The organism is Candidatus Omnitrophota bacterium (genome assembly GCA_041649175.1).
Lineage (GTDB): Bacteria > Omnitrophota > Gorgyraeia > Zapsychrales > JBAZNR01 > JBAZNR01.
Map to the genome: position 1 here is coordinate 153,550 of JBAZNR010000003.1, position 25,410 is coordinate 178,959.

The following is a 25,410-nucleotide window of genomic DNA, read 5'->3' on the forward strand; positions in this document are numbered from 1 at the left end:
GGCTCGCCCCCCAAAGAGTTCTTTAAAACGGGTTTTAAAATCATCCAAGTCTAAAAAACGCATACGAAGACCTGTCGGGCCCAAAAAGGTAAAAACTTTTAAGGCCAAGGTTCGTTTTACTAAAAAGAAGCCTTCGAAGAAGCTTTTAAAAGGTCGTTCATTGAAGCCCAAAGAAAAGAGCTTAGCGCAAACTGAGGGCTTTTATGTAGGCGAAATAACGCATTTCTTCTCCAAAATAAAAGTTTGTGTTGTGAGGATCGATAACGGCTCAATTATCGTCGGAGATAAGTTGCGCATTGAGGGCGGTTCCGGCCATTTTATTCAAAAAGTAATTTCGCTTCAAATTGAGAATAAAGATGTTAAAATAGCAAACAAAGGCCAGTTGGTCGGCCTAAAGGTTAATAAGAAAACACGTCCCGGAAGCAAGGCCTATAAGATCTCTTAAGAGGTGCCGTATGAAAGACAAAGCTGGACAAAATACGTTTGAATATATTCTGCTATTGGCGGCAGTTGTCGCTGTTTTTATTGTTTTTCTAAATCCTAGCGGGATATTTAGGGGGAAAGTGGAAAGAATTCTCAATACGATCCCCGATCAAGTTAATTCAATGGCGCGCAATATCCATTTTGAAGAATAATACATTTCTATGGCTCTTTTAGATAAAAATGATAAGAAGCTGGTCAAACGCTATTTAGTATGGTGTTATAAAACGACTAAAGAAGAGCTTGACCGGGTTGATAGGAAGTTTACTCAGCTCAAAGTAGATGATTTTATTTTGCGTCAGCTGACGGATAAATCAGCGCAGTCGCAATACAAGAAGCTTCTTAATGATTTTCGTTTGTATATTGCCAAAAAACATGGGGAAGCGCAGGCTGATAAGTTTTCTGGCAATGGGAGTAAGGCTGTTCGATGCGAATATTTATTTCTAAAAAATCGTTTTGCGGCTATTGAAAAAGCGATCGCATTTTTCTTAGGGAAAAAAGAACTGAAAGTCATCGCCGCGCTTTACGAACAAGAAATGACGGCGCGTATTTTGCAGTCACGGGAACACACATAATTCTTTTTAAATATGTCTAACTCTGAAATCATAAATCGCAAAGACCCCTTAACCGGATTTCACACCAAAGACGGGCTTTTCGAATATCTTAACTCTAAGATCGTCTCTGTTTATGAAAAAGCCGGACGCCTGTCTGTTATTATTCTCGACATAGATAAATTTAAACACATCAATGATACCTATGGCCATCCCGTCGGAGATGATGCCTTGCGACATTTTTCCGCGATCATTAATAAAGCCTTAAGAGGCCAGCATTTTGTGGCGCGTTATGGCGGCGATGAGTTTGTTATTGTGATGCCGGACAATGCAGAGTGCAAAGAGAGCTTGGAAATTGCCGCGCGTATTAAGTCGATGCTCAGCAAAGAGCAGTTTTATACAATCCGTGATCACATCAGGATGAACTCTTCCATTGGCATTGCGACTTATCCGACTGACGCGAAAACAGCCAAAGACTTGCTTTCTATGGCGGATGAGGCGCTCTATTATGCCAAGCGGCATGGCCGCAATAAGGTCATCATGTCAAAAAGCCTTCGCTCGCGCTCTACTAAGGACACTATTTTCAAATTTATCGGATTTCTTGTTCTTGTCTTTTTTGGGGCTGTTGTCTTTTTCTCGTATGCCGGAACGGATTCTCTTAAGGGAGTTGCGGCCTATTGCCAGGATATTAAAAACTATACGGCCTATTTTACTTATGTAAAAACAAAGAACCGCAATTATTGTTTACTGGAATTAACCGATGGGAAAAAGATAGAAGGCTGGATCATTGAAGAAAGCGGGGGGTCTCTCGTTATTAGCTTAACGAAACCGGAACTCAACCTTAATCCGATGCGGAAAAATTTTACAGCGTTGATACAGACGATTAGAATCCCGAAATCAAATATCGTCTCATCAGTAAGAACAATGAAATAATAAAATTAGAATTTTGTGGTACGCGGCTGATCGTTGAAGGTATTGTGATAGCGTTGAATTTGGTGCTGGGAGTCTTCGGTAAATTTTCTTTGGGCAATTTCGCTATTTTGGATGATCGCATCTTCTGCTTTTTGCAGTTGCTCAAATTCAAGCGCCGGGTCGTTACTGGTCGTGGCGGAGGTTGATTGAAAGGCCTTGTGAATACTTCCTAAATACGAAGAAAACATGCCAATGCCCCAGCCAAGGATCAAAATGAACATAAAGGGCAAGTAGAACTTTTTCATAGGGTTATTATAGGAAGAGAACTTGAAATAATAAAGGAAATTATTTTTTACTTCAAAGGTTTTAAAAAAGAAATTATTTCTACTCTGCATGATTCTTCAACAAAAACCACGGCTAATTGATGTCCTTCTCCTAGGATTCTTTACTATTCTCATTACATTCCAGCCTTTTTATCTTCACGATGATATTATCATGATGGAATCAGGGATACATCTTCCGGTTATCAACGCTGTTTTTCATGGTTTGGTTCCTTATCGGGATGTTTTCTTTTTGAGAGGTCCTTTAGAGCTGTATGTGCCGGCGCTAGGAATGCTGTTGTTTGGAAAAAACGCAGCAATTTTACCTACATTTTATTATCTTGGGACAATTGCAACACTTTTGCTTTGGGTTTTTATGGCAGCGCAGATCTTCCGAACAAGACTTATTTTGTATCTGGCAATTCCTGTCCTTATTGCCAGGACATTCCCTCGAGTATCATTCAACTATTGGGGCGGAATGCGGTATGCCATGAGCCTTTTGCCGCTCTTACTCTTTATTATTTTCCTAAAGCGAAGAAGATTTCGATGGGTGTTTTTCAGCGGCGTTATTTCCGCTGCGGCTCTCCTGACAACCATTGAAGCTGGTTTTTGTGCCACTGTATCCGTCAGCTTCGCTTTTGTTTTTGCTCTAGTTTTTAAAATAGAAGATCGGCGTTTTCTTCTGAAAGGGATGGCAATTTATGGATTTGGCGTTTTGTGCCTGCTGTTTCCATCTGCAATTTATTTGATATGGACAAACTCGCTTGTTCCTTTCTTTGACTCAACCCATGCTGTCATCAGGAATCTCTACATTGCTTTTCCTGATGCTCCTGGTAATCATCCTGAAAGCTTTGTGGAATTCTTGTCAGCGTTGTGGCCTGGCAGTCGATTCTTCAAGTTTATGACGCCGATTTATTGCTATCTTGTTTTTCTTGTGTTTTTTGTCTATGTGTTGCGTTTCAAAAAAATAAGCCAGGAACGAATCATTGCTCTTTTTAGCTTGATGGTTTATGGAAGTATCTTGTATATTTCTGCGTTTCGTAAAATTGAAGGACACCATTTTGAAATGGCGTTGCAGCCAGAAAAACTTTTGTTGTTTTTCATGCTAGAGGAAGTATTTCTATTCTTTAAGGAGAGAATTTCTTTGATTAAAGCGGCCAGTGCGCAACAAGGGCAGAAATCCAGATCTTGGAAAATCGTAGCAATGTATTGTTTTATTGCGTGTCTTATTCTGTCATCGGTGATTTATTCAATCGAACGTTACAATAAGCGATTTGTCATGTCCAAGGTATTCGGCAGGCTGCTTGCGGGTAAGCCCATCTCTGACCTTTCTCCGCTAGCTGGAAGATCAAAGATGCTGGCGATTGATCGAGCCAAGGGGATGGTTGTCCCCAAGGAGCAAGCGGATGAAATAACAACCGTAGTTGATTTTATATCCAGAAATACCAAATCAACAGATGTTGTTTTTACGCCTCCGGAGCTTGGTACATATAATTTTCTTTTTGATCGCCCTTTTGTTGGGCGCTTTGCGGTTGTAACGGCATCTTGGCTAAAAGAAGATTGGTGGCAAGAACTTATTAACGATTTTAAGGAAGTCAATCCGGAATATGCTGTGATGACCAATGTTGATGATGTAAGTTTCCCCTCGGAATGGTATTTTCGTAATCCGCGTAATATTGAGCGATATGAAGAACTGACCCAGCTGGTTTTGGGTCGTTATGATGTCGTAAAATCGTTGCCGTCCGTTTCGATTTATCGCCTAAAGCATTCGTATCGGTTGGCTGAATAAAGGAGTAATGTGAACACCGAAAAAAGACTAGGATTTCTTGACGTTCTTTTGCTTTCTTTATTTATTGTGGTCATTACGTATTATCCGTATTATTTGCACGGAAAAATTAATATTTTTGAAATTGGACTATATTTGCCGGGAATTAATGCCGTTTTGCACGGGCTGGTCCCTTATAGGGATTTCTTTCAATTGCGGGGTCCTTTGGAATTGTATGTTCCGGCGGCAATGATGTCCGTTCTTGGCGTGAATATACCTGTCTTGTCAGTTTACTTTTATGTGGGAACGGTCTTAACTCTTATTATTGCCGTTTTGATCGCCAAAGAAATCTTTAAGACAAGATGTGTTCTTTATTTATTTGCCGCGGTTTTAGTCGCGCGGACGTTTCCCAGGGTGGTTTTTACCTATTGGGGAGGAATGCGTTATGCGCTTGGTTTATTAGCGGTTTTTTGTGTTGTGAAATTTTTCAAGCGAGAAAAACCGATTTGGATGTTTTTTGCAGGCATCGCGTCTATTTGCGGATTGTTGACGAGTGTTGAGATCGGCGTATATTCTGTTGCGGGAGTTCTTGCGGCGATCTCGGTTTCTTATGCCTTTCGCCTTCAAGACAAAAATATTATTTGGCGCGCCGGTTTATTTTATATTGCCGGCGCAGCGGTCATCATTGTGCCGTATGTTCTATATCTTGTCTTTACTAATTCTTTCATTCCTTTTGTGGATACGATTTATGCGGTTGTGATCAGGAAAGAAACCATCATTAACCAGCATGCAATCTCTAATATTCCCAGTAATCTTTTTGAAGCATTAGCGGCCATGACCAATCCGTCAGCAAAGAATTTCCGGCATATGACGCCGGCCTATCTTTATCTTTTGCTTGCCGGGTATTTGATCGTTGAAATGCGAAATAAAAAGCTTTCGCGAGAATCAGCGATGCTCGTTTGTATCGGGATTTATGGTTTTGTTATGTACAATACGGCCTTTCGCGGTATTTGGGCGCAACAGTTTGAAATGGCGCTGCAGCCGGAAAAGATATTGTTTTTCTTTCTTTTAGAGCGGGCATATTTTTACTTGAAGGACAAGGAAATTAGAATTTCTAGAATTCAGGTAAGCGTAGCATTTCTAACTCTGATTGTTTTTTCATCCCTCGGTTATTCGATCGCGAGATATAATCATCGTTTTTTTGCGTTTCAGTATGTTAGAAATCTTATTTCGGGAAAAGACACAAAATCGTTGGTTCCTTTGAAAGATGTTGCACTGCGGCCCATCCAGATTGAAAGGGCCAGGGGAATGGTTGTTCCGGTCGAGCAGGCACATGAGATGGAGTCGATCGTTAATTTTATCGACGAGAAATCGAGCCGAGAAGATATCGTTTTTACGTATCCGGAATTGGGGACGTATAATTTTCTTTTTGACCGCCCGTTTTTAGGCAGGTTTCCTATCGCAACGTTTTCTTGGTTTAATGAGCGTTGGCATCGGGAACTGATCTCTGACCTTGAAACTATCAAGCCACGCTGGGTTATCTTTGGAAAAAAATACGATCCAAATTGGCAGGCTGTTTATTTAGGGCAAGAAGAAAACGTTAAGAAATATAATGACGTTGTGCGTATTATAGAAAATGATTATGTTTTAGTTAAGGAGATGCCTGAATCCGGCACCTATATTTATAAACATAAATAAAACCTATGATGTTCACTCATATGCGATAATCATATTCGAGGATTGATAATGGGAAGCCAGAAAATCAAAAAACGATTATTTAAGATCAGGGCATTATTTTGGAAAGTTTATTCTTTCTTTTTGTTGCGCTATGCGTCATTTACGACCAATCACCTCAAAGCGCGGATAAAGTCCTTTTCGATTGATAAACTGCATATTGGATGCGGGCATATTCTTGTTCCCGGGTGGCTTAATATAAGCCTCGAAAAAGACAGGGAATACGGGCGCCTTATTAGAATGGATAATGGCGCTTTCTTTTTGAACTATAATTTGCTTAAAAGTTGGCCGGTAGAAGAGGATTCGGTTGTGCATATTGCCGCAAGTCATTTTATTGAGCACTTCGACTTAAACCAGGGAATGAATTTTACAAAAGAATGTTTTCGTGTCCTTAAAAAAGGCGGAGTTATCCGCTTGAGTTGCCCCGACCTGGAAATTTACGCGCGTAATTATGTTGCCAACAATCAGAAATTCTTTGATCATGAGCTTATTCGAGAATGGTGTTGTTTCAAAGCGGCGGCAACACCCGGAGAGGTTTTTATCGCCAAAGCCTATGACAGCGGCGGTAGTCATAAGTGGTTTTATGATTTTGCGTCGCTCAAGCACATTCTAGAGACGGCCGGATTCCAGGATGTTGTCCGACGAGACCGTTTAACGGGGACAACGCCGAATTTAAGCATTATTGAACCGGACAAAAGAGAACTTGAGACCGTTTACGTTGAAGCAATTAAGAGGTAAAATATCTTTACGCGTGTGTAAGGCTCTAAAAGCAGGAACAGCTTATTAAAGGCAAGTTATGACATCCAAAAAGACACATCTTTGTATTCACGGACATTTCTATCAACCTCCCAGAGAAAATCCTTGGATCGAGGAAATTGAAGCTCAAGAAAATGTCGGCGGAATTTATCACGACTGGAATGAGCGTATTTCTTCTGAATGCTACCATCCTAATGCGTTCGCGCGTGTTTTAGACGGTGAACAGCAAATCGAAAATATCGTTAATAATTATGAGTCTTTGAGCTTTAACTTTGGCCCAACGCTTTTAAGCTGGATGGAAAAGTATGATCCGCGGACTTACGAGCGCATTATCGAAGCAGACCGTAAAAGCATCAAAGAACGCGGCGGCCATGGCAATGCCTTAGCGCAGGTTTACAATCATATTATTATGCCGCTGGCGAATCGGCGGGATAAAATAACGCAAGTGAAATGGGGTATTGCTGATTTTAAGAAACGTTTTGGTCGGACCCCCGAATCAATGTGGCTTGCGGAAACAGCTTGCAACGAAGAATCTTTGCAGGTCTTGATCGAAGAGGGAATGAAATTTCTTATTTTGGCGCCGCATCAAGCCGAGAAAATTAAGCGTTTTTCGGATGCCCATTGGAGCGATGTTTCCGGTGGTAACGTAGACCCAACGCATCCTTATCGATGTTTTTTAAATGATAGTTCCGGTCGTTATATTGACATCTTTTTTTATGATGGCCCTGTTTCAAAATCAGTTGCCTTTGATGATCTCGTGAATGATGCCAGGATCTTTGCGCATCGCTTGGAAAATGCCCGGCGTCCGGACCGGCGCCATACCGAGCTCATCCACGTTGCCACCGACGGAGAAACATACGGGCATCATAAGATCTTCGGAGATCGTGCCTTGGCGTATTTGTTGAAGACGGAAGCCGCAAAACACGGATTTGTGATCACCAATTACGGTGAGTTCTTGGAAAAGTTTCCACCGGAATATGAGGTTAAAATTAAATCCGGCGAAAATGGCCTAGGAACTTCCTGGAGCTGTGCGCATGGCGTGAAGCGCTGGAGTGATCATTGCGGTTGCCGGGGAGACGGCCCGGGGCATTGGCGGCAGGATTGGCGCAGGCCCTTACGCGAAACGTTCGATTGGCTTCGAGACGAGCTCGCTCTTATTTTCACGAAAGAGGGAAATAAGTATTTTCACGATGCCTGGGAAGCGCGCAATGATTATATTAACGTGGTTTTGGACCGCAGCCATAAATCCAGGGAAGATTTCTTTCGTAAGCACGCGAAATATATTTTATCCAAAGATGATGTGGTGATTTGCTACAAGCTTTTGGAAATGCAGCGCAGCGCAATGCTGATGTATACAAGCTGCGGATGGTTCTTTACGGAAGTTTCTGGGGAAGAAACGGTACAGGTGATCAAATATGCCGCGCGCGCTGTTCAGCTCGCCGAAAGTGTTATCAAGGCAGACTTAACGACAGAATTCAGCAGCCGTTTAAGAAAAATCAAAAGCAACATGGAATATTTTGGCGACGGAGAAGGCGTTTATGAGCATTTGGTTAAGCCTTCCATTGCTACCCTAGAGCGGGTGGTCAGCCATTTTGCGATCAGTTCCTTATTCAAGAATTACAATGATCAATTTACGATCTATGGTTATGAGTTTGAGAATTTGGATTATCGCAAGGAGAACTTGGGGGATTTGACACTGTGCTTGGGGCGGGTTAAAGTTCGTTCCATTGTAACGTTTGAAGAAATCGATGTTGTTTATGTTCTTTTGCAATCTGAAATTTATGATTTTTATTGTTACGTGCGGCCTTTTTCGGAAATTTCCGATTATTTAAAATTCGGCCATGAACTTTTTGGAGAATTTCTTTTAGGGCATCGTAATTCCATGGGAAAGATCATTTATGAGCGTTTTGGCACGGAATATTTTTCTCTGAAGGATCTCTTTAAAGAGGAGCGCAAGGAAATTCTGGCCTTGCTGTCTCGGGATGCCATTGAGCGGTTTAAACATTTGGCGGATGAACTTTTGCAAAAGCACCGCCGCATGATCGATGTCTATCGGATGACCAAAATCCCATTACCGGATGAATGCCGTTTTGTCGTCGAGCAAAAGCTTTCCGGGGATTTTAATGACCTGATTAATAAATCGATCCTATCTGATTCTGAGGTCTTTGATCGAGCGCATGCGATACGCGTTTTAGCTAAAGAATTGGGGTTAAAACTTAATCGTAGCCACGCAGAACAGTTTTTAACAAAGCAGCTTAACGAAACGATCGCTGGTTTGCGCATTAAGTGGAATGATGGGAAGATCAAAGATTGTTTAAGTATGGTTAAAGTGGCTCAGCGCTTAGGCATTGAGGTTGATTTCCGTATGTCTCAAGAACATTATTTAGCGATCGCGGAAAGGCTAGAGCATGATAAAACCTATGCGGCGACTGCCGGTGGCCAGAGTATTTTTGATTTTATTGATCTCGGCCGAAGGCTAGGGATCAACGTGGAAGCCATTAAATTAAACAGGGAAAGTCCTTTATTTAAGGCTGCGTTTTTTCCAAGCCAACCTGGCAATTAACAGCGCAAAATAGGATTGTTTAGTAGTAGTTCAAGGTCAAAGTTAACAAAAAGGAGGAGCTACAGATGGCAAAGGGTAAGGTCAAGTGGTTTAACAACCAAAAAGGTTATGGTTTTATTACCCCGGAAAGCGGCAGCGACGTTTTTGTTCATTACACCGCCATACAAGGCGATGGGTATAAAACGCTTGCGGAAGGCCAGGATGTCGAATTTGAAATTACCAAAGGAGACAAAGGCGAACAGGCTACTAATGTTGTAAAATTATAATACGAAAAATTGAGGGGCTGTTTTGTTCGCTATCGGATTACTAGCGAACGAAACAGCCCCTTTCATTTTAGTTTTCCTCCCGCTTCCTGGCGGGTTTTTTGTTTGACGAAAATCATATTTAGCGATAAGCTATAGCCATTATTATGGTTACAAAAAATATCCCTTCCAGGAAAACCACATGGGAAATCAGCATCGATTGCAGTCATTACGATCTTTCCGCTCAAAAGATCTTGAAAAATCTCCTTATTAACCGTTGCGGCGTTGACCCCTTTAAGGTGATTGAATATAACACGAATTTATCTCGGCAAATACGGGTTTACCCCGGATCACATCAAGAAGCCAAAAAACTTAGAAGAATAATTTCAAATTTTCAGCTGAACAGTATCAAAATCCGGTTGCGATGTCTTAAAGTTGTGCAGTGGCGCGACCGATGGAAGAAAGATTTTCATATTTTTGCGCTTACGCCGCGCATTGACATTGTCCCAACTTGGCAAAAAAAGATCTATAAACCAAGCACTCGCCGCCCAATTTTTATAAATACCGCGACGTCCTTTGGGACAGGGTTGCATGAGACAACAAGGTTCATGGCGCATTTAATTGAATCTTGCCGCGGCCGTTTTGAAAGCTTTCTTGATATCGGTACCGGAACCGGGATCCTTTCTTTAGTGGCGTTTTTATCCGGAGCTCAAAATGTTCAAGCCATTGATATTGATGCAAACTGCATTGAGACTGCAAAAGGAAATTTCCGTTTGAATCGGCGTTTGCCCGACAAAGTCCAAGCGGTTGATTTTGGAAAAATGAAAACCTTAAAACAATTCGACCTTATCGCGGCAAATTTGCTGACGGATGACCTTATCGTCATGAAAAGAAAGATCGTTTCCAAAGTTAAGCCCGGAAAATTTTTGGCGGTTTCCGGCATCTCACTTGAGAATCTGCCGCGTCTTAAAAAGACATTTTGTGGCTTGCCATTACGCTGTTTAAAAATTAAAAAAGGCCGCGCCTGGGCCGCGCTTCTTTATCAAAGAAAAGGGAAAAACAAATGAATCCTTTTGGCGTTTCTGAAGAAAAATATTTAACTCAATTAAAGAAAATGGCCCGCTTAAAAGTCCTTGAGCGTGATCTCGAAGAATCCTTTATTCGTTCATCCGGGCCAGGCGGTCAAAATGTCAACAAAGTCGCTACCTGTGTCGTCTTGCGCCATCAACCGACAGGCATTGTTGTCAAGTGCCAGCAAGAGCGTCAGCAAGCCTTGAACCGGTTTTTAGCGCGCCGCTTGCTTTTAAATGAAATTGAACGCCGGCAAGCTGATCTTATTTTAAAAGAAATGAATCAGCGAGAGAAAATACGGCGTCAAAAGCGCAAGCGCTCAAAAAATTCTAAAGAAGAGATCTTGAAGCGAAAACATATTCACGGGCAAAAGAAGAAAGACCGTCAACCGTTAAGCCTTCATCGATTTAAAGAATAAAATGCAATTGATCATTAATGCGGATGATGCCGGTATCGATATTGGAAGAAACCAGGGGATATTTGAAGCTGTCCAAAAAGGAGTCGTTACTAGTATTTCGCTGATCGTAGGGCAGGCTGGCTGGCAAGATGCTTTAAGTCAAATCCGAAAAAATTCGAATGTGGGCGTCGGCTTGCATTTCAATCTTACAGCCGGAAAACCAATTGCCCAAGGATTAAAAACTATTGTTAAGCCTGACGGCTGTTTCTTTAATAAGTTTGAACTGTGGCAACGGTCTGTCGATGGAGTGATCGACTCGGATGAAGTTGCCAGGGAATTTTACGCACAGCTTGATGCTTTTAAAAAGGCCGGGCTTAAGCTTTCGCATGTGGACGGGCATAACCATGTTCATCTTTTACCTTGTGTTCGGGATGGATTCTTAAAGGCTGCTCCGGCGCGTAGTTGGGTTAGGCTTCCATTTGAGCACAGCAAGGATTCGCGAAATCCTCTTAAGGAAGACGCTTATTCTGTGTATAATAATGCCGAATTCTTAGTTCCGGCGGCGAACTTTTTATCACAGGAAGCTTTTGGGATTTGGAAAGACCGTTTTCGCTATATTGATGATTTTTCTGGAACGCTTCTAACGCCTTATCCGACTCTGGAAGGTTTTAAAAAGGCTGTAACCGAATTGCGTGGAAATGTTTGTGAATTAATGTGTCATCCCGGGGGAAAGCCGCAAAGCGATGCGGTTAATTTCTCAAAGCTAATGGAACGTCAAAAAGAATTTCAAATTCTCACAAGTACGTCGTTCAAAGGATTTCTTAATGAACAAAACATCCACCTTATTTCTTATCAAGATCTAAATTAATATGATTTCCGTCGATAAGGCATTGAATATTATTTTGAAAAGACTGAGGCTTGTTTCTCGCGAGCGAGTATCTTTTCAAGAATCTTTAGGCCGTGTTTTGGCTAAAGATATTAAAGCGACGATCAATCTTCCTCCGTTTAGCCGTTCCTCCGTGGATGGTTTTGCCGTTCGCAGCATTGATGTGAAAAAAGTTCTGGCAGAGAAAAGTGCTGAGTTTAAGATCGTCGGCAGAATTCAAGCGGGGAGCCATCCGTTAAAATGTTTAAGAAAATTTGAGACAATGAAAATTATGACCGGGGCTATGATCCCCGCTGGAGCGGATGCGGTTATTATGAAAGAATATGCTCAAGAATTGGATGGGCAAGTTAAATTCTTAAGGGTTGTGCGGAGCGGTGAAAATATTCGATTTAAGGGAGAAGACACAAAGAAGGGCGCAACTGTTTTGAAAAAGGGAAACCTCGTCACTTCGGGTGTTGTTTCGCTTTTAGCCGCATTGGGGACCAAAAAGATTGCGATTTATCGGAAGCCAAAAGTAGCTGTTCTTGTGACAGGCAATGAACTGTTAAGTATTGGCAGGCGGCTAACCCCAGGAAAGATCTATAGCGCTAATGAGTTTGGGCTTTTTGGGCAAATTAAAGAAGCGGGAGGCAAGCCTGTATTGCTAGGCGTGGCGGCGGATCGCTTAAGTGTTTTACGCAAGAAGATTTTGCAGGGATTTAAGTACGATTGTTTTATTATTTCCGGTGGAGTATCGGTGGGAGATTTTGATTTTGTTCCGCGGATTCTGAAAAAACTAAGCGTGAAGATACATTTTCACGGAGTATCTGTACAGCCGGGGAAGCCTCTTTTATTTGGGCAAAAAGGCAAAACGTATGTTTTTGGCCTTCCGGGTAATCCGGTTTCTACCGCAATGACTTTTTATAAATTTGTTCGGCCGTTGCTCCTTAAAATAGGCGGGCAAGATAATATTTTATTGAAAAGCAGCATGGCAATATTAGCGGAAGATGTTAAAATGCAGGCACGACGTTCGAAGATTTTTAGGGCAGAAAGTTTTTGGAAGAACAATGATCTTTTTGTGCGATTGGCGAGCCATCAGGGCTCCGGTAACGTTGTGTCTTTAGCAAAAGCAACTGCGATCTTTGAAGTTCCGGAAGACGTTTCATTCTTAAAGAAAGGGACAAGGCTGAGGATTTTTTACTTACCTTGATCACGGTTAAAAGAATTAAAGCGATGACGAAAAAGAAAATAAATCATCAAAAATTGGGAATGGTTGATGTAAGCCATAAGCCGATCACAAAAAGGATAGCGATTGCTTCAGCAACCATTGCAATGAGCAAAGTTACTTTTATGGCTCTTATGAAGAATCGTTCTCCTAAGGGTAATGTTTTGGAAGCCGCAAAAATAGCCGGCATTATGGCGGCGAAGAAAACACCGGACATTATTCCTCTGTGCCATCCTTTAGAAATTCAGAAAGTAAATGTGGAATTTGAATTAAGCCGATTAGATTGTTCCGTTTTAGCAAAAGCAACAGTAATTTGTTTGGGGCGAACCGGTGTTGAAATGGAAGCGTTAACGGCAGCGACGGTAGCTGTTTTAACGATTTACGATATGATGAAGTGGTCTGATAGAACGATGGTTATTAAAGATATTATATTATTGCATAAAAACGGCGGAAAGAGCGGATCGTATAACAGAAAGAAGAAACAATAATGGTTAATATCGGTTTGATCGGTTGTGGTTATTGGGGACCCAATCTTCTTCGCAGTTTTAATAGTATTTCTGATTGTCGTGTCCAAAAAGTAGCGGAATTAGATGCTGCCCGTCTTGCGTATATTCAACAGAATTATCCGACTGTTTCTATAACAAAGAATTACAAGGATTTATTAGGAAGCAAGATCGATGCCGTAGTGATCGCGACGCCGGCGCGCACTCATTTTCAATTTGCCAAAGAAGCTATTCAAAATAAAAAGCATGTTTTGATCGAAAAGCCAATGGCCATGACGGTCAAAGAGGCTAAAGAGTTAATGGCACTTGCCCAAAAAAACCGATGCAAAATCATGGTGGGTCATACCTTTGAATACAATGCGGCAGTAAGAAGTTTAAAAAAATATATTCAAAACGGGACGATTGGCCAGCCGTATTATCTTTACGCTCAGCGGCTTAATTTTGGCATCGTACGTAGCGACATTAATGCTCTATGGAACTTAGCGCCGCATGATATTTCGATTCTACTCTATCTTTTAGAAAAAATGCCTTTAGCAGTCTCGGCCAGGGGCGATGATTTTATCCAAAAGGGAATTGAAGATGTTGTTTTTGTCGTTTTATATTTTCCCGGTGATATCATGGCTCATATCCATGTCAGCTGGCTTGACCCGAACAAAACCAGGAAACTAACGGTGGTGGGCAGTGAGAAAATGATCGTTTACGATGATGTCAGTGATGCCAAGATCCAGATCTATGATAAGGGAATTAAGAAAAAGAATATCAAAGATTCTCTGGGAGAGTATGATGACTTTGCAAAATTTCAAACGGCAAAAGTTGCCGGAGATAAAACCATCCCGAAAATTGATTTTATCGAACCTTTGAAAACAGAATGTGCTCATTTTATTGATTGCATTTTGAATGATAAAACTCCTCTTACAGATGGATTAAATGGCTTGCGTGTTGTACGCGTTTTAGAAGCGGCGCAAGAATCCATGAAGCGCAACGGACAATTAATCAATGTGAAATAAATTTCTTATGATAAAAATCCCTTTAGTTGATTTAAAAAGACAATATCAAACGATCAAAAAAGAGATTGACCGAGCACTTTTAGATATTGTTGAGCGTTCGTCTTTTATATCAGGTCCGGAAATAAATACTTTTGAACGATCTTTTGCAAAGATGTGCGGCGCGGATTGTGCGGTTGCCGTAAGCTCGGGCACAACGGCTATTTATTTAGCGTTGATGGCGTTAAAAATTGGAAAGGGTGATGAGGTTATTACGGCGCCGAATACTTTTATCGCGACAACGGAGGCTATTTCGCAAACCGGCGCTAAAGTTGTTTTTGCTGATGTGGATGACCGAACGCTGAACATTGATCCAGAAAAACTTAAAAAAATGATCACACGGCGGACAAAAGCCGTCATTCCGGTCCATCTGTACGGACAAATGTGTGATATGGATGCGATCATGAACATCGCAAGGCGCCATCATTTATTAGTCATTGAGGATGCGGCTCAGGCTCATCTAAGCGAGTTTAAAGGAAAAAGAGCCGGAAGCTTTGGCGCGGCGGGTTGTTTTAGCTTTTTCCCGGGTAAAAATCTGGGAGCTTACGGTGATGCCGGAGCCATTGTTACTAATGATAAAAAACTGGCAAAAGAGATGAAAATGCTCTCTGATCATGGGCGCATTGCCAAATATGAGCATCTCAAAGAAGGTTATAATTACCGCATGGATAATATTCAGGCGGCTATTTTAAATATCAAATTAAAATATTTACCGCGCTGGACAGAAAAACGCAGAAAAATTGCTCAACGATACAGTGAATTATTTGCAGGAACCGATATAAAAACTCCTTACATTGATCTTCGCGCCAAGCCTGTTTATCACCAGTATGTTGTCCGCATAAAAAACAGAGATAAAGTTCAGGGTTATTTAATCGAGCAGGGAATATCAACGGGAATTCATTACCCCATTGCGCTTCATTTGCAAAAGGCGTATCGCTATTTGGGCTATAAAAAAGGTGATTTTCCAATTGTGGAAAAGGCTGCCAGCGAAATCTTGTCTCTTCCTATTTTTCCGGAATTAACCGAGAACGAAATGCAGATCATTGTGCGGGCATTAAAAACAGCCTGTGCGAAATCGTTCGGAGCATAAAATATAAACCTACCAAGAGGATAAAATATGTACCGAAATAAAAAGATTTCCATTGTGATCCCGGCCTACAATGAAGAAAAGCTGATCAAGCCTACCTTGGAACATATTCCGCCGTTAATTGATAAGATCTATGTTATTGATGATGCAAGCACGGACGGCATGACGGCCATTGTTAAAGAAATAGCCAGGAAAGACTCTCGTGTCGAGCTTATTTCCCATCCCAAAAACGAAGGGCCGGGGCAAGCCATTATTACGGGGTATTTACGGTCGTCGAAAGATGGATTTGACATTACAGTTGTGGTTGGTGGGGATTTTCAAATGCCCCTAGAACAAGTTGAGCAATTTTTAGATCCTTTAATTGACGGACAGGCGGATTATGCAAAGGGAAATAGATTCTTACTCTGGGATATTACACGCGAACAGATGCCGAGAATTAGGATTTTAGGAAATATCATTATTACGGGATTGACGAAAATTGCTTCCGGCTACTACAAAGTGATGGATGTGGTGGATGGTTATACGGCGATTACAAAAAGAGCCATTGAGACGATCAACTGGGATAATGCTTGGAAAAAATACGGATATCCAATGGATTTTCTGATTAGGCTCAATGCTTACGGGTTTCGGGTCAAAGATATTGCCCGGACGCCCATTTATTTAAAAGGCGAAAGGCAGTCGCAGATCAAGGGGTTTCGTTATGCGCTTAAGACATCACCGATGCTTATCCGGGGATTTATCTGGAGAATGCTTTTTAAATATGTTTACCGCGATTTTCATCCGCTTGTTTTTTTCTTTTTTTGCGGGTTAGTGTTTTTGCCTTTGGGGTTATTATTTGGGCTTTATTTAATATATTTATCTTTGGCCGGGATCGGTGTTTCCGGGCCCAAAGCGATCCTTTGCGCGCTGCTTGTTTTGACGGGACTGCAGTTTGTTCTGTTCGGCATGTGGTTTGATATGGAAGCGAGCAAGTAGGCAAACTTTTTAAAGAAAAAATTTGAGGAACAATGAATTCTGGTGTTTGCACGCGATGCGTCTTGGATACAACCATTCCCGAAATCCGTTTTGATGAAAACGGTGTTTGTCAGTATTGCAAAATCCACGATGACCTGGAAAAAGAATATCCGCTCAATGACGATGGAAAACGCAAGCTTGATCGCTGGGTTGAAAAAATAAAAAAAGATGGGCAGGGGAAACCGTACGACATTATCGTGGGAGTAAGCGGCGGGCGGGACAGTACGTTTGGCCTGTATATGGTTGTTAAGTTAGGACTACGTCCCCTAGCTGTTCACTTTGACAATGGATGGAATTCGGAGATCGCCGTTACAAATATCAAGCGGGCAACGGAAAAATTAAATGTTGATTTACATACCTTTGTGGTGGATTGGGACGAATTTAAGGATCTGCAGATCTCTTTTTTAAAAGCATCAACGTCTGATGCCGAAATTCCCACTGATGTTGCCATTCATGGGATTTTGCACCGCGTTGCAGCGCAGGAAAATATTAAATACATTCTTTTCGCGCATTCTTTTCGAACGGAAGGGTTTTCACCCATTGGCTGGACGTATATGGACGGGCGGTATATCCGCGAAGTTCAAAAGAAATTCGGCACAAAAAAATTAAAAACCTTTCCAAATCTGACCATTTCAAATTTCTTTTATTATCGCCTTATCAAAAAGATCCAGGTTGTTCCTCTTTTATCATTGATGGAATACCGCCATAAAGAAGCCCAAGAGTTGCTAGAAAAGGAATTAGGCTGGAAATATTACGGCGGGCATCACCATGAGTCGTATTATACGCATTTTTTTCAGTCATTTTATTTGCCGCGAAAATTTAACATTGATAAACGCAAACTTGAATATTCAGCGCTTATTCGTTCGGGGCAGATGACCCGCGAAGCCGCACTTACGGATATTACGCAAAACGTCTATCCTTATGATGAAGAGCTTGTGAAATACACCATGAATAAATTGGGATTGAGCAAAGAGGACTTTGAAAGCATCATGAAAGCTCCCCGAAAAAATTTTCAAGACTACCCGACGTATTTTCCGCTTTTGAAAATTCTCAAATTTCCGATCCTTTGGGCGACAAAACTCAATATTTTCCCAAAACATCTTTATATGAAATATTTAGGCTGATCATTTCATGCTAAAAATTCGCGTCTTTCCATGTCTTTTGTTGCAAGAAACACGGTTGGTAAAAACAGTCCAATTTAAGGATCCCACATATATCGGCGATCCGATGAATGCTATTCGAATCTTTAACACTAAAGAAGCTCACGAATTAATCTTGTTGGATATTTTGGCAACTTCTCTTAATCGTAAACCGGACTTTGAATTGATCGCCCGGGTTTCGGAAGAATGCAATATGCCGTTAACCGCCGGAGGGGGCGTTCGAGAAATCAGCGATGTTCATGCTATGCTCGATGCCGGAGCGGAAAAAGTTGTGATCAATAGTTTTGCGGTTGAAGATCCAGATTTTATTGCGCAGGCGTCGGAAAAATTCGGTAGCCAGGCAATTGTTGTCTCAATAGATGCGAAATGTCATTCGGATGGCGCCTATGAGGTTTTTACTCATAACGGGCGAAAACCGACAAAAATAAGCCCCGTTGATTTTGCCGTTCAAATGGAAAAACAGGGGGCCGGCGAAATCTTTTTAAACTCTATTGATAAAGACGGCACTATGTCAGGTTATGACATTGCTTTGATCAAAAGCGTTACTCAGGCAGTCAATATTCCCGTTATCGCTTGCGGCGGGGTGGGTAAGCTTGAAGATTTTCGTGATGCTGTTGAAAATGGCGGAGCTTCAGCGGTTGCCGCCGGAAGCTTTTTTGTTTTTCACGGCCGCCGTCGGGCGGTTTTGATCAATTTTCCAACAAGGCAGGAGCTAGAAGTAACCTTATCAGGAAGATAGGGTTTATTTTTTAAGGAGTCAGCTATTAAGATTGTCATTGATATCAATCATCCGGCGCATGTCCATTTCTTTAAGAACCTGATCTGGGCTCTTCAAGAAAAAGGGCATCGGGTTTTGATCACGGTTAAAGATAAGGAAATTGCCTGCTATCTTTTGGACGCGTTAAAATTCCCTTATATCAAATTGGGAAAGCATTCAAAAACGCTCTTAGGAAAGCTTATCAGTATTCCGGCCATGGATTGGCGAATGTACCGGGCGGTTAAGGATTTTAAGCCGGATCTTTTTTTGGGGCTCGCTTCGGTGCGCGCGGCACATGTAGCGAGTTTTCTTAAAAAGCAATGTATCAACTTTGATGACACGGAAAATGGAGTTGCCGAATTACGGCTTTATCTGCCGTTTGTCAGCTTCGTGTGCACGCCTTCCTGTTATCAAAAGAACTTAGGCGCGAAACAAATTCGGTATGACGGTTATCACGAGTTAGCATATCTACATCCTTCCCGATTTAAACCCGACCCAGCTGTTTTAAATCTACTTGGCGTTAAATCCGACGAGAAATATGTTATCGTCCGCTTTGTTTCTTGGCAGGCGGTTCATGATATTGGACATAAGGGATTTTCGCTTGCCATGAAACGAAAAGCCGTGAAAGAATTCGCAAAGTACGCGAAAGTTTTTATTACATCCGAAGGGCCGCTTCCCAAAGACCTGGAATCATTTCGCTTGCAAATTCCTGCAGAAAAAGTTCACAGCGCATTATATTACGCGACACTTCTTTTTGGCGAGAGTGCCACGATGGCTTCCGAAAGTGCTGTTTTGGCAACGCCGGCGATCTATTTGGATAATGAAGGCCGCGGATACACAGATGAAGAAGAAAAAACTTACGGATTGGTTTTTAATTTCAAGGAATCACCAGAAGATCAAGAGCGCTCGGTCCAAAAGGGAATAGAAATTCTAAAGCAAGATTACGCTAGCGTTAAAGAGGTTTGGCGTAAAAAAACACAAAAATTGCTTCAGGACAAAATTGATGTGACCGCTTGGATAGAAAATTTTATCAATCAAGCTTTGAGGCCATGATATGTGCGGGATAGCCGGAATTTATTCTAAGCGCCAAGAGATTAGGGAATCGGATATAAAAGCTGTTCAAACGATGAATGACATTCAAAAGCACCGCGGCCCCGATGACCAAGGATTGTTTTCGGATAAGATATGTGTTCTAGGGCATCGCCGTTTATCCATCATTGACTTATCTAAAGACGGGCATCAGCCGTTCTTTTCTGATGATGGGCGATATATTCTCATTTTTAACGGAGAGATTTACAATTATATTGAACTTCGCGATGAACTTGTGAAGCTCGGATGTCGTTTTAAAACCAAGACAGATACGGAAGTTTTATTAAAAAGCTTTGAACAATTCGGTTCCCGTTGTTTAGAAAAGTTTAACGGGATGTTCGCCTTTGCTATTTACGACAAAAAAGAAAACTCTCTATTCCTGGCGCGCGACAGGGTTGGGGTTAAGCCGCTCTATTATTGCGTACATAACGGAAAATTATATTTTGCTTCTGAAATTAAGGCGCTACGAAGTATTCCGGGCATTCACTTTTCAATGAGCAGGCAAGCGGTTTTTGATTATTTGGTTTTTAACCGGACAGATATTTTTGATGAAACATTTTTAAATGAGATCAAGCGTATTCCCAAAGGGCATTATGCAACTTTTCGTGATGAAAAATTGCAATTGATCCAATGGTGGGATCCTGAAAGTTACTTTAACCAAAATATTTCTGTTTCTCTCGATGAGGCATCTAAGCACATAAGAGATCTTCTTGTTTCTTCGGTCGATTTTCGATTACGCAGTGATGTGACGGTGGGGTCTTGCCTTAGCGGAGGGTTGGATTCTTCGATTTTGACGGGAATACTTTTTTCGCATCATGCAATTGAGCAAAATTATTCAACATTTACCGCTTCAATTCCCGGGCATAAAATTGATGAGACAAAGTATGTTGATGCTTTAAATCAAAAATATCCTTTTAAAAATTACCGCACTTTTCCGGACGGGCAAAAGGCTTTTAAAGATTTACGTGATTTTGTTTATGCGATCGATGAACCATCAACCGATGCGACCTATTATGCGCAATATGAAGTGATGCGACTAGCCAAAGAACACAATGTTACTGTTTTATTAGACGGGCAGGGCGGTGATGAGGTTTTTGCGGGCTATCCCTATTTTCTGGGATTTTATTTGTATGGATTGTGGAATAAAAAAAGGATTGGGAAATTTGCCTACGAATTAGGAAAGAGCATTTTGCGCCGTCAGGAACGCTTGGCTTATGAAACTTTTCTCTTCCAGGTATTGCCGGATGTTGTAAAAAAGAAAATCCTTATGAGGCAAGCTTCATTCATAAATCCTGATTTCTTTAAGGAACATATCGATTCAAGTCTTATTTATAAGAAATTCTTTGACGCGAGTAGTCTCAATGTCAGCCTCTTGCGGCATTTCCAATATAAACTTGAACATCTTCTACGGTTGGAAGACCGTAATTCGATGATTTTCTCACTTGAGGCGCGCGTACCTTATCTGGATTACCGGCTTATTGAATATGTTTTGGGCCTAAGCGAGGATTTAAAAATCAGATCGGGAGAAACAAAGTTTTTACAAAAACAGGCTGTGGGGCGATATACGGTTGATGAGATATTGAATAGAAAAGACAAGATAGGATTTGGCGTTCCGACGCAAGAGTGGATGAGTATACCGCAGTGGCGGCAGATGACGGAAGAAAGCTATGAGCAGCTGCAAGAATCTTTTCCAGAAATCTTCAGAAATAATTCTGTTTTGCCTGAAGAAAATTCTTATCGCTGGAAGATTAGTCAGTTAAATACCTGGAAAGGCATTGTCTCGATAAAATGATCAAAACCGCAAACTATGAACCGGTGTTGTTGGGCGCGCTCAAAAGCGCGCAAGCCAATGATTATAAAGGCTATGATAAGTTTGATGCGCTTAATAGCCCGTTTTTGCAGCAGCTTTCGTTCGGCAATCCATGGCTGCGTTTTATTTTGATCCAATTGGTCAAAGAATCTCCTTTTAATATTCGTCCGTTTTTAGGCGTTCAAACATTCCGTAATCCTAAGGGCATAGCGCTTTTTGCGCGCGCGTATCTGTTCCTTTACCGGAAAACAAAAAACGAGGAATATTTAAAAGAAGCAAAGATTCTTTTGGATTGGCTGTTAGAAAATCCTTCGCCGGGATATAAAAATTTATGCTGGGGCTATCAATTTGCCTGGCAGGATATCCCGCCATTTTTTCAAAATAAGGGCGAACCGAATTGTGTGGTAACCGTTTTTACCGGGGAAGCCCTGATCCATGCATTTCGTGAAACACGCGACAGAAAATATCTGGATGCGGCATGCTCGGTTGCCAGGTTTTTAACGGAAGATTTGCCCGTTATCTATGAAAAAGGCGAAGAAAGAGCTATTTCTTATATTGCGCAACCGATCAATTTGATCGTTATCAATATTCAGGTTTTGTCGGCGGCTTTCTTGACGAAGATCTTTTGGCACAAACAGGATCAAAAAATCCTGGATATCGCCAGAAAACAATTGAATTTTGCGTATCATCGTCGAACATCGTATAATGCCTGGTATTATACCGAGCCCAAAGGAAAGTCGTTTATCCGCCATGATAATTATCATACGGGTGGGATCTTGGACGGATTTTTAGAATATTTTGAAGAAACAAAAGATGAACGGTACATGGATGTTTACTGGCAAGGCTTAGACTATTATCAAAAAAACCTTTTTGAGGATAACGGAGCGCCACGCTGGATGAACGACCAGAAATATCCGCTTGATATTCATGGCGCGGCGCAAGGAATTATAAGCTTTGCTAAAGCCGGACGATATAAAAAAGAATATATAGTGCAGGCTGCTCGTATTGGCGAGTGGACGATGAATAATCTTTATCGGTCTCGAGCTCAAGATTTTATTTACCGTCAAGGCAGGTTCTTTAAGTGTGATTTTTCGCTGATGCGCTGGTGTAATGCCTGGATGGCCAGGGCCTTAGCGGAATATGTTTTAGCCGATTCTGATCCTGTGAAAAAAGGAATTTAATTATGCTGGGCCAGGAATTAATTTACGATCAATCATTATCTGGGGCAGAACGATTTTATATCCGGATCTTTGGAATTCCGATCAATGGCTTAAGAATTCGGGCGCGGCGCATTCTACCGCTGATTACGGCAAAATACAGCAAAATCCTTGATGCGGGCTGCGGGCAGGGGATTTTTACCTTTGAGATGGCGCGGCGCCTTCCTAAAAGTCAAATTACCGGCATTGATATCGATAAAAAACTCTTAGAGCGCAACGAGAAAATCGCAAAAAAAGTCAGTCTTGTAAATTGTCAATTTCTCTATCAGGATATCAATCATTTAAGTTTTAAAAACCAATACGATCTGGTTCTCAATGTTGATAATCTAGAACATCTTGAAGAGGATGAAAAAGCGTTGTGTAATTTCTACGCGGCGTTAAAGCCTGGAGGAGAGCTGATCCTCCATGTTCCGGCATATTATCGGCGCTGGATTTTCTTTGGCTGGAAAGTTAACTTTGATGTGGACGGGCATTATCGTCCAGGATATACTATGGAAGATATTTTGGAGAAAATCAAGAGAGTCGGCTTCCAGGTCGTAGAAAATTATTATACATACGGCTGGCTTGAGACGATCACGAATAATATCTCCTATTTAATTACAAAAGCCCGCATGAAGAATAAATGTCTTTATGCGGCTGTTTTTCCTTTCCTTTTAATCGTTTCTTATTTTGGCCGTAACAGTAAGCCGGCACGCGGAGCAGGTGTGTTGGTGATTGCAAGAAAATAAAAATATGAAACAGCTCATACGCCGCGTTATTGACCCAAAAGGTATTATTCGTATCGAAGAAATTCCTACTCCTCATGCTGGAGAAAACCAGGCGCTTATCTCTTCTCATTATTCGCTTATTAGCTCGGGAACAGAGCTAGCTGAAATCAGCAAGAATCCCATTGAATTGGCCAAACTTGCTTTGACCGATCCGTGGATGCGTAATGCAGTTAAAGATCTTATTTTTTCCGGAGGCCTAAAAGAGACAGCGGATACCATCACGAATGAATTGTTTCTTTATAGACTGATCGGTTACAGCGGTTCAGGGATCGTTTTGGCAAAAGGAAAAAATATTACTGATGTCCAGGTCGGAGACAAGGTTGCTTTTGCCGCTCAGGGTCATGCCGAACAAGTTGCGGCTTACGCCAATCATGTTGTAAAAATTCCCGAGAATCTTGATTTAAAATATGCTGCTTTTGCGACAGTTGGCGCGGTTGCTTTGCAGGGTATTCGTCGGTCTCAAGGGCAGATTGGCGAGTGGGTTGTTGTTTACGGTTTAGGGCTATTAGGACAGCTTGCGGCTCAAATTCTTCTGGCTTCGGGAATGCGCGTGATCGGTATTGATCTTAGCGAGCAAAGAGTTGAATTGGCAATGAAGGCAGGGCTAAAATACGTCGTTAATCCGGCAAAAGATGATGCGGTGGATACAGTTTTGCGCATAACAGCGGGCAAAGGAGCAGATTGTGTGATGATCTGCGCTGCTTCTCAAGATTCTGTTATTGCGAATAATGCGATGAAAATGGCAAGAAAGCAAGGGAGGGTTACTTTTGTCGGGATTGTCAAAATGGACCTTGAGCGTAAACCGTTTTTCTTAAATGAACTTGATTTGTCGTTTTCGCGGGCGTATGGGCCTGGCAGTTATGATCCTTCCTATGAGAAAGGACGGATCGAATATCCGTATCAGTATATTCGATGGACGGAAAAACGGAATTTAGAAGAAGTGATCCGGCTCATGGCTGAAAACCGCCTGAATATTGAGCCTTTAATCGATTCAATTTTTCCGCTTGGTGAAGCACAAAAAGCATTTGATAAAGTTAAAACTTCCCAAATGAAGTCTGTAGCTGTGCTTCTTTCGTATCCCAAAAATGAGAAAATAGAAACGAAAATTGTTAGCGCCGTACCTCGTAGGCATGTTTCTAAGGATGTTATCAATATCGGCGTTATTGGTTCTGGGAATTTTACCCGCAATGTCCATATTCCGAATTTATCAAGATTAAAGAAATTTAATATTAAGGCTATTTGTTCTGCTTCAGGTATGAATGCGGCCGCGATGGCCAAACGCTACAATATTGAGTGTGTGACGACTCAGTATCACGATATTTTGCAAGACCCGAATATTGACACCATTTTGATCGCAACACGCCACGATCTGCATTCTTTGATCGCCATTGAGGCGGCAAAAGCCCAAAAGAACATCTTTGTAGAAAAACCAGTGGCGATGAGTCTGCAAGACCTGGATGCTGTCCGGCAAGCAGTAAAAGAGAACGATGTTTGCTTTATGGCTGGCTATAACCGGCGATTTTCACCGATCGTTCAAAAAGCAAAGAAATATATTACTCAAAAACCTATTGTGATGAATTATGTGGTAAATATAAAAAATCTTTCCGATTCTCACTGGACACTGGATCCTGTTGAGGGTGGTGGTCGCTTGTTAGGGGAAGCGGACCATTTTTTCGACCTGATGAATTGTTTTGCCGGATCGCGACCAAAAGAAGTTTCGGCAGCTTCCTTTCCGATATCAACAGATACCAAAGAAGGGTTGTTCAACTTTGCAGTTCAAGTGAAATATGAGAACAATAGTCTTGGACAGCTTATTTATACAAGTTTGGGCGGCCCAAAAATTCCTCGGGAAAGGCTTGAAATATTTTGTGGAAGCAAGACTTTAGAAATCATTGATTTCAATACGCTTCTCATTAACGGGAAGATTCAATCGAAAATGTTAGGGATGGGGCATTTTGAAGAGTTGGAATATTTTAGCACAAAAATATCCGGACATTGTTCAGATGAGGATTTGGATGATGCATTATCCGCCTCTTGGGTTTGCCTTAAAGCTCACGAACAAATAATCCATCGTTGATCATC

At 41.6% G+C, this 25,410-nt stretch carries 25 protein-coding genes; 24 read left to right on the top strand and 1 reads right to left on the bottom strand.

Translation table 11 applies throughout. The features are described 5' to 3' along the window. The first annotated feature begins 160 nt into the window (after positions 1 to 160). Genes WC676_07840 through WC676_07855 form a run of 4 tightly spaced genes read left to right on the top strand, consistent with a single transcriptional unit; the run spans position 161 to position 1,964 of the window. Complete coding sequence (locus WC676_07840) at positions 161 to 445, top strand: hypothetical protein (GenBank protein ID MFA5060520.1); 285 nt, start codon at positions 161 to 163, stop codon at positions 443 to 445. Positions 446 to 455: 10 nt separating this feature from the next. Continuing rightward, a complete protein-coding gene (locus tag WC676_07845; GenBank protein MFA5060521.1) occupies positions 456 to 635 on the top strand; it encodes a hypothetical protein in 180 nt (59 codons plus the stop codon). Positions 636 to 644: 9 nt separating this feature from the next. Then, complete coding sequence (locus WC676_07850) at positions 645 to 1,055, top strand: hypothetical protein (GenBank protein ID MFA5060522.1); 411 nt, start codon at positions 645 to 647, stop codon at positions 1,053 to 1,055. 12 nt (positions 1,056 to 1,067) lie between these two features. After that, the gene (locus WC676_07855; GenBank protein ID MFA5060523.1) at positions 1,068 to 1,964 is read left to right on the top strand and encodes a GGDEF domain-containing protein; all 897 of its coding nucleotides are present in this window, start codon (positions 1,068 to 1,070) and stop codon (positions 1,962 to 1,964) included. A gap of 5 nt (positions 1,965 to 1,969) precedes the next feature. On the opposite strand, the gene WC676_07860 is transcribed toward WC676_07855, so the two are convergent. Next, a complete protein-coding gene (locus WC676_07860; GenBank protein MFA5060524.1) occupies positions 1,970 to 2,248 on the bottom strand; it encodes a hypothetical protein in 279 nt (92 codons plus the stop codon). A gap of 565 nt (positions 2,249 to 2,813) precedes the next feature. Between WC676_07860 and WC676_07865 the strand changes: the two genes are divergently transcribed. The 20 genes from WC676_07865 (at position 2,814) to WC676_07960 (ending at position 25,405) form a co-directional block, all read left to right on the top strand. After that, a complete protein-coding gene (locus tag WC676_07865; GenBank protein ID MFA5060525.1) occupies positions 2,814 to 4,052 on the top strand; it encodes a hypothetical protein in 1,239 nt (412 codons plus the stop codon). 9 nt (positions 4,053 to 4,061) lie between these two features. Further along, on the top strand, positions 4,062 to 5,726 hold the full coding sequence (locus WC676_07870) for a hypothetical protein (GenBank protein ID MFA5060526.1): 1,665 nt from the start codon (positions 4,062 to 4,064) through the stop codon (positions 5,724 to 5,726). A gap of 48 nt (positions 5,727 to 5,774) precedes the next feature. Further along, positions 5,775 to 6,500: a hypothetical protein gene (locus WC676_07875; GenBank protein MFA5060527.1), complete on the top strand. Its 726-nt coding sequence runs from the start codon at positions 5,775 to 5,777 to the stop codon at positions 6,498 to 6,500. Positions 6,501 to 6,558: 58 nt separating this feature from the next. After that, a complete protein-coding gene (locus WC676_07880) occupies positions 6,559 to 9,081 on the top strand; it encodes a DUF3536 domain-containing protein (GenBank protein ID MFA5060528.1) in 2,523 nt (840 codons plus the stop codon). 65 nt (positions 9,082 to 9,146) lie between these two features. After that, entirely contained in the window at positions 9,147 to 9,347 is a 201-nt protein-coding gene (locus WC676_07885) for a cold-shock protein (GenBank protein MFA5060529.1), read from the top strand. 143 nt (positions 9,348 to 9,490) lie between these two features. Continuing rightward, the gene (locus tag WC676_07890; GenBank protein ID MFA5060530.1) at positions 9,491 to 10,390 is read left to right on the top strand and encodes a 50S ribosomal protein L11 methyltransferase; all 900 of its coding nucleotides are present in this window, start codon (positions 9,491 to 9,493) and stop codon (positions 10,388 to 10,390) included. Continuing rightward, positions 10,387 to 10,812 (top strand): peptide chain release factor-like protein, encoded by a 426-nt coding sequence (locus WC676_07895; protein MFA5060531.1) that lies wholly within the window; start codon positions 10,387 to 10,389, stop codon positions 10,810 to 10,812. The genes WC676_07890 and WC676_07895 overlap by 4 nt, the downstream gene beginning before the upstream one ends. 1 nt (position 10,813) lies before the next feature. Further along, the gene (locus tag WC676_07900; protein MFA5060532.1) at positions 10,814 to 11,659 is read left to right on the top strand and encodes a ChbG/HpnK family deacetylase; all 846 of its coding nucleotides are present in this window, start codon (positions 10,814 to 10,816) and stop codon (positions 11,657 to 11,659) included. Position 11,660: 1 nt separating this feature from the next. After that, positions 11,661 to 12,866: a gephyrin-like molybdotransferase Glp gene (gene glp, locus WC676_07905; protein ID MFA5060533.1), complete on the top strand. Its 1,206-nt coding sequence runs from the start codon at positions 11,661 to 11,663 to the stop codon at positions 12,864 to 12,866. Positions 12,867 to 12,889: 23 nt separating this feature from the next. Further along, positions 12,890 to 13,369 (top strand): cyclic pyranopterin monophosphate synthase MoaC, encoded by a 480-nt coding sequence (gene moaC, locus WC676_07910; protein ID MFA5060534.1) that lies wholly within the window; start codon positions 12,890 to 12,892, stop codon positions 13,367 to 13,369. Continuing rightward, a complete protein-coding gene (locus tag WC676_07915) occupies positions 13,369 to 14,391 on the top strand; it encodes a Gfo/Idh/MocA family oxidoreductase (GenBank protein MFA5060535.1) in 1,023 nt (340 codons plus the stop codon). Before moaC ends, WC676_07915 begins: the two co-directional genes overlap by 1 nt. A gap of 7 nt (positions 14,392 to 14,398) precedes the next feature. Further along, positions 14,399 to 15,517, top strand: a complete 1,119-nt coding sequence (locus WC676_07920) for a DegT/DnrJ/EryC1/StrS family aminotransferase (protein ID MFA5060536.1) — start codon at positions 14,399 to 14,401, stop codon at positions 15,515 to 15,517. A gap of 27 nt (positions 15,518 to 15,544) precedes the next feature. After that, positions 15,545 to 16,489, top strand: a complete 945-nt coding sequence (locus tag WC676_07925; protein MFA5060537.1) for a glycosyltransferase family 2 protein — start codon at positions 15,545 to 15,547, stop codon at positions 16,487 to 16,489. 32 nt (positions 16,490 to 16,521) lie between these two features. Further along, positions 16,522 to 17,652 carry an N-acetyl sugar amidotransferase gene (locus WC676_07930; GenBank protein ID MFA5060538.1) on the top strand — a complete coding sequence of 377 codons (1,131 nt, stop codon included), beginning with the start codon at positions 16,522 to 16,524 and terminating at the stop codon, positions 17,650 to 17,652. 7 nt (positions 17,653 to 17,659) lie between these two features. Next, positions 17,660 to 18,427, top strand: a complete 768-nt coding sequence (locus tag WC676_07935) for an AglZ/HisF2 family acetamidino modification protein (GenBank protein ID MFA5060539.1) — start codon at positions 17,660 to 17,662, stop codon at positions 18,425 to 18,427. Between the two features lie 36 nt (positions 18,428 to 18,463). Next, entirely contained in the window at positions 18,464 to 19,498 is a 1,035-nt protein-coding gene (locus tag WC676_07940; GenBank protein ID MFA5060540.1) for a DUF354 domain-containing protein, read from the top strand. Position 19,499: 1 nt separating this feature from the next. Beyond that, complete coding sequence (asnB, locus tag WC676_07945) at positions 19,500 to 21,326, top strand: asparagine synthase (glutamine-hydrolyzing) (protein ID MFA5060541.1); 1,827 nt, start codon at positions 19,500 to 19,502, stop codon at positions 21,324 to 21,326. Then, positions 21,323 to 22,525, top strand: a complete 1,203-nt coding sequence (locus WC676_07950; GenBank protein ID MFA5060542.1) for a hypothetical protein — start codon at positions 21,323 to 21,325, stop codon at positions 22,523 to 22,525. Before asnB ends, WC676_07950 begins: the two co-directional genes overlap by 4 nt. A gap of 2 nt (positions 22,526 to 22,527) precedes the next feature. Further along, positions 22,528 to 23,289, top strand: coding sequence for a class I SAM-dependent methyltransferase (locus WC676_07955; protein ID MFA5060543.1), 762 nt, complete (start codon positions 22,528 to 22,530; stop codon positions 23,287 to 23,289). A 4-nt stretch (positions 23,290 to 23,293) separates the two neighbouring features. Then, the gene (locus WC676_07960; GenBank protein ID MFA5060544.1) at positions 23,294 to 25,405 is read left to right on the top strand and encodes a bi-domain-containing oxidoreductase; all 2,112 of its coding nucleotides are present in this window, start codon (positions 23,294 to 23,296) and stop codon (positions 25,403 to 25,405) included. The last annotated feature ends 5 nt before the right edge of the window (positions 25,406 to 25,410 follow it).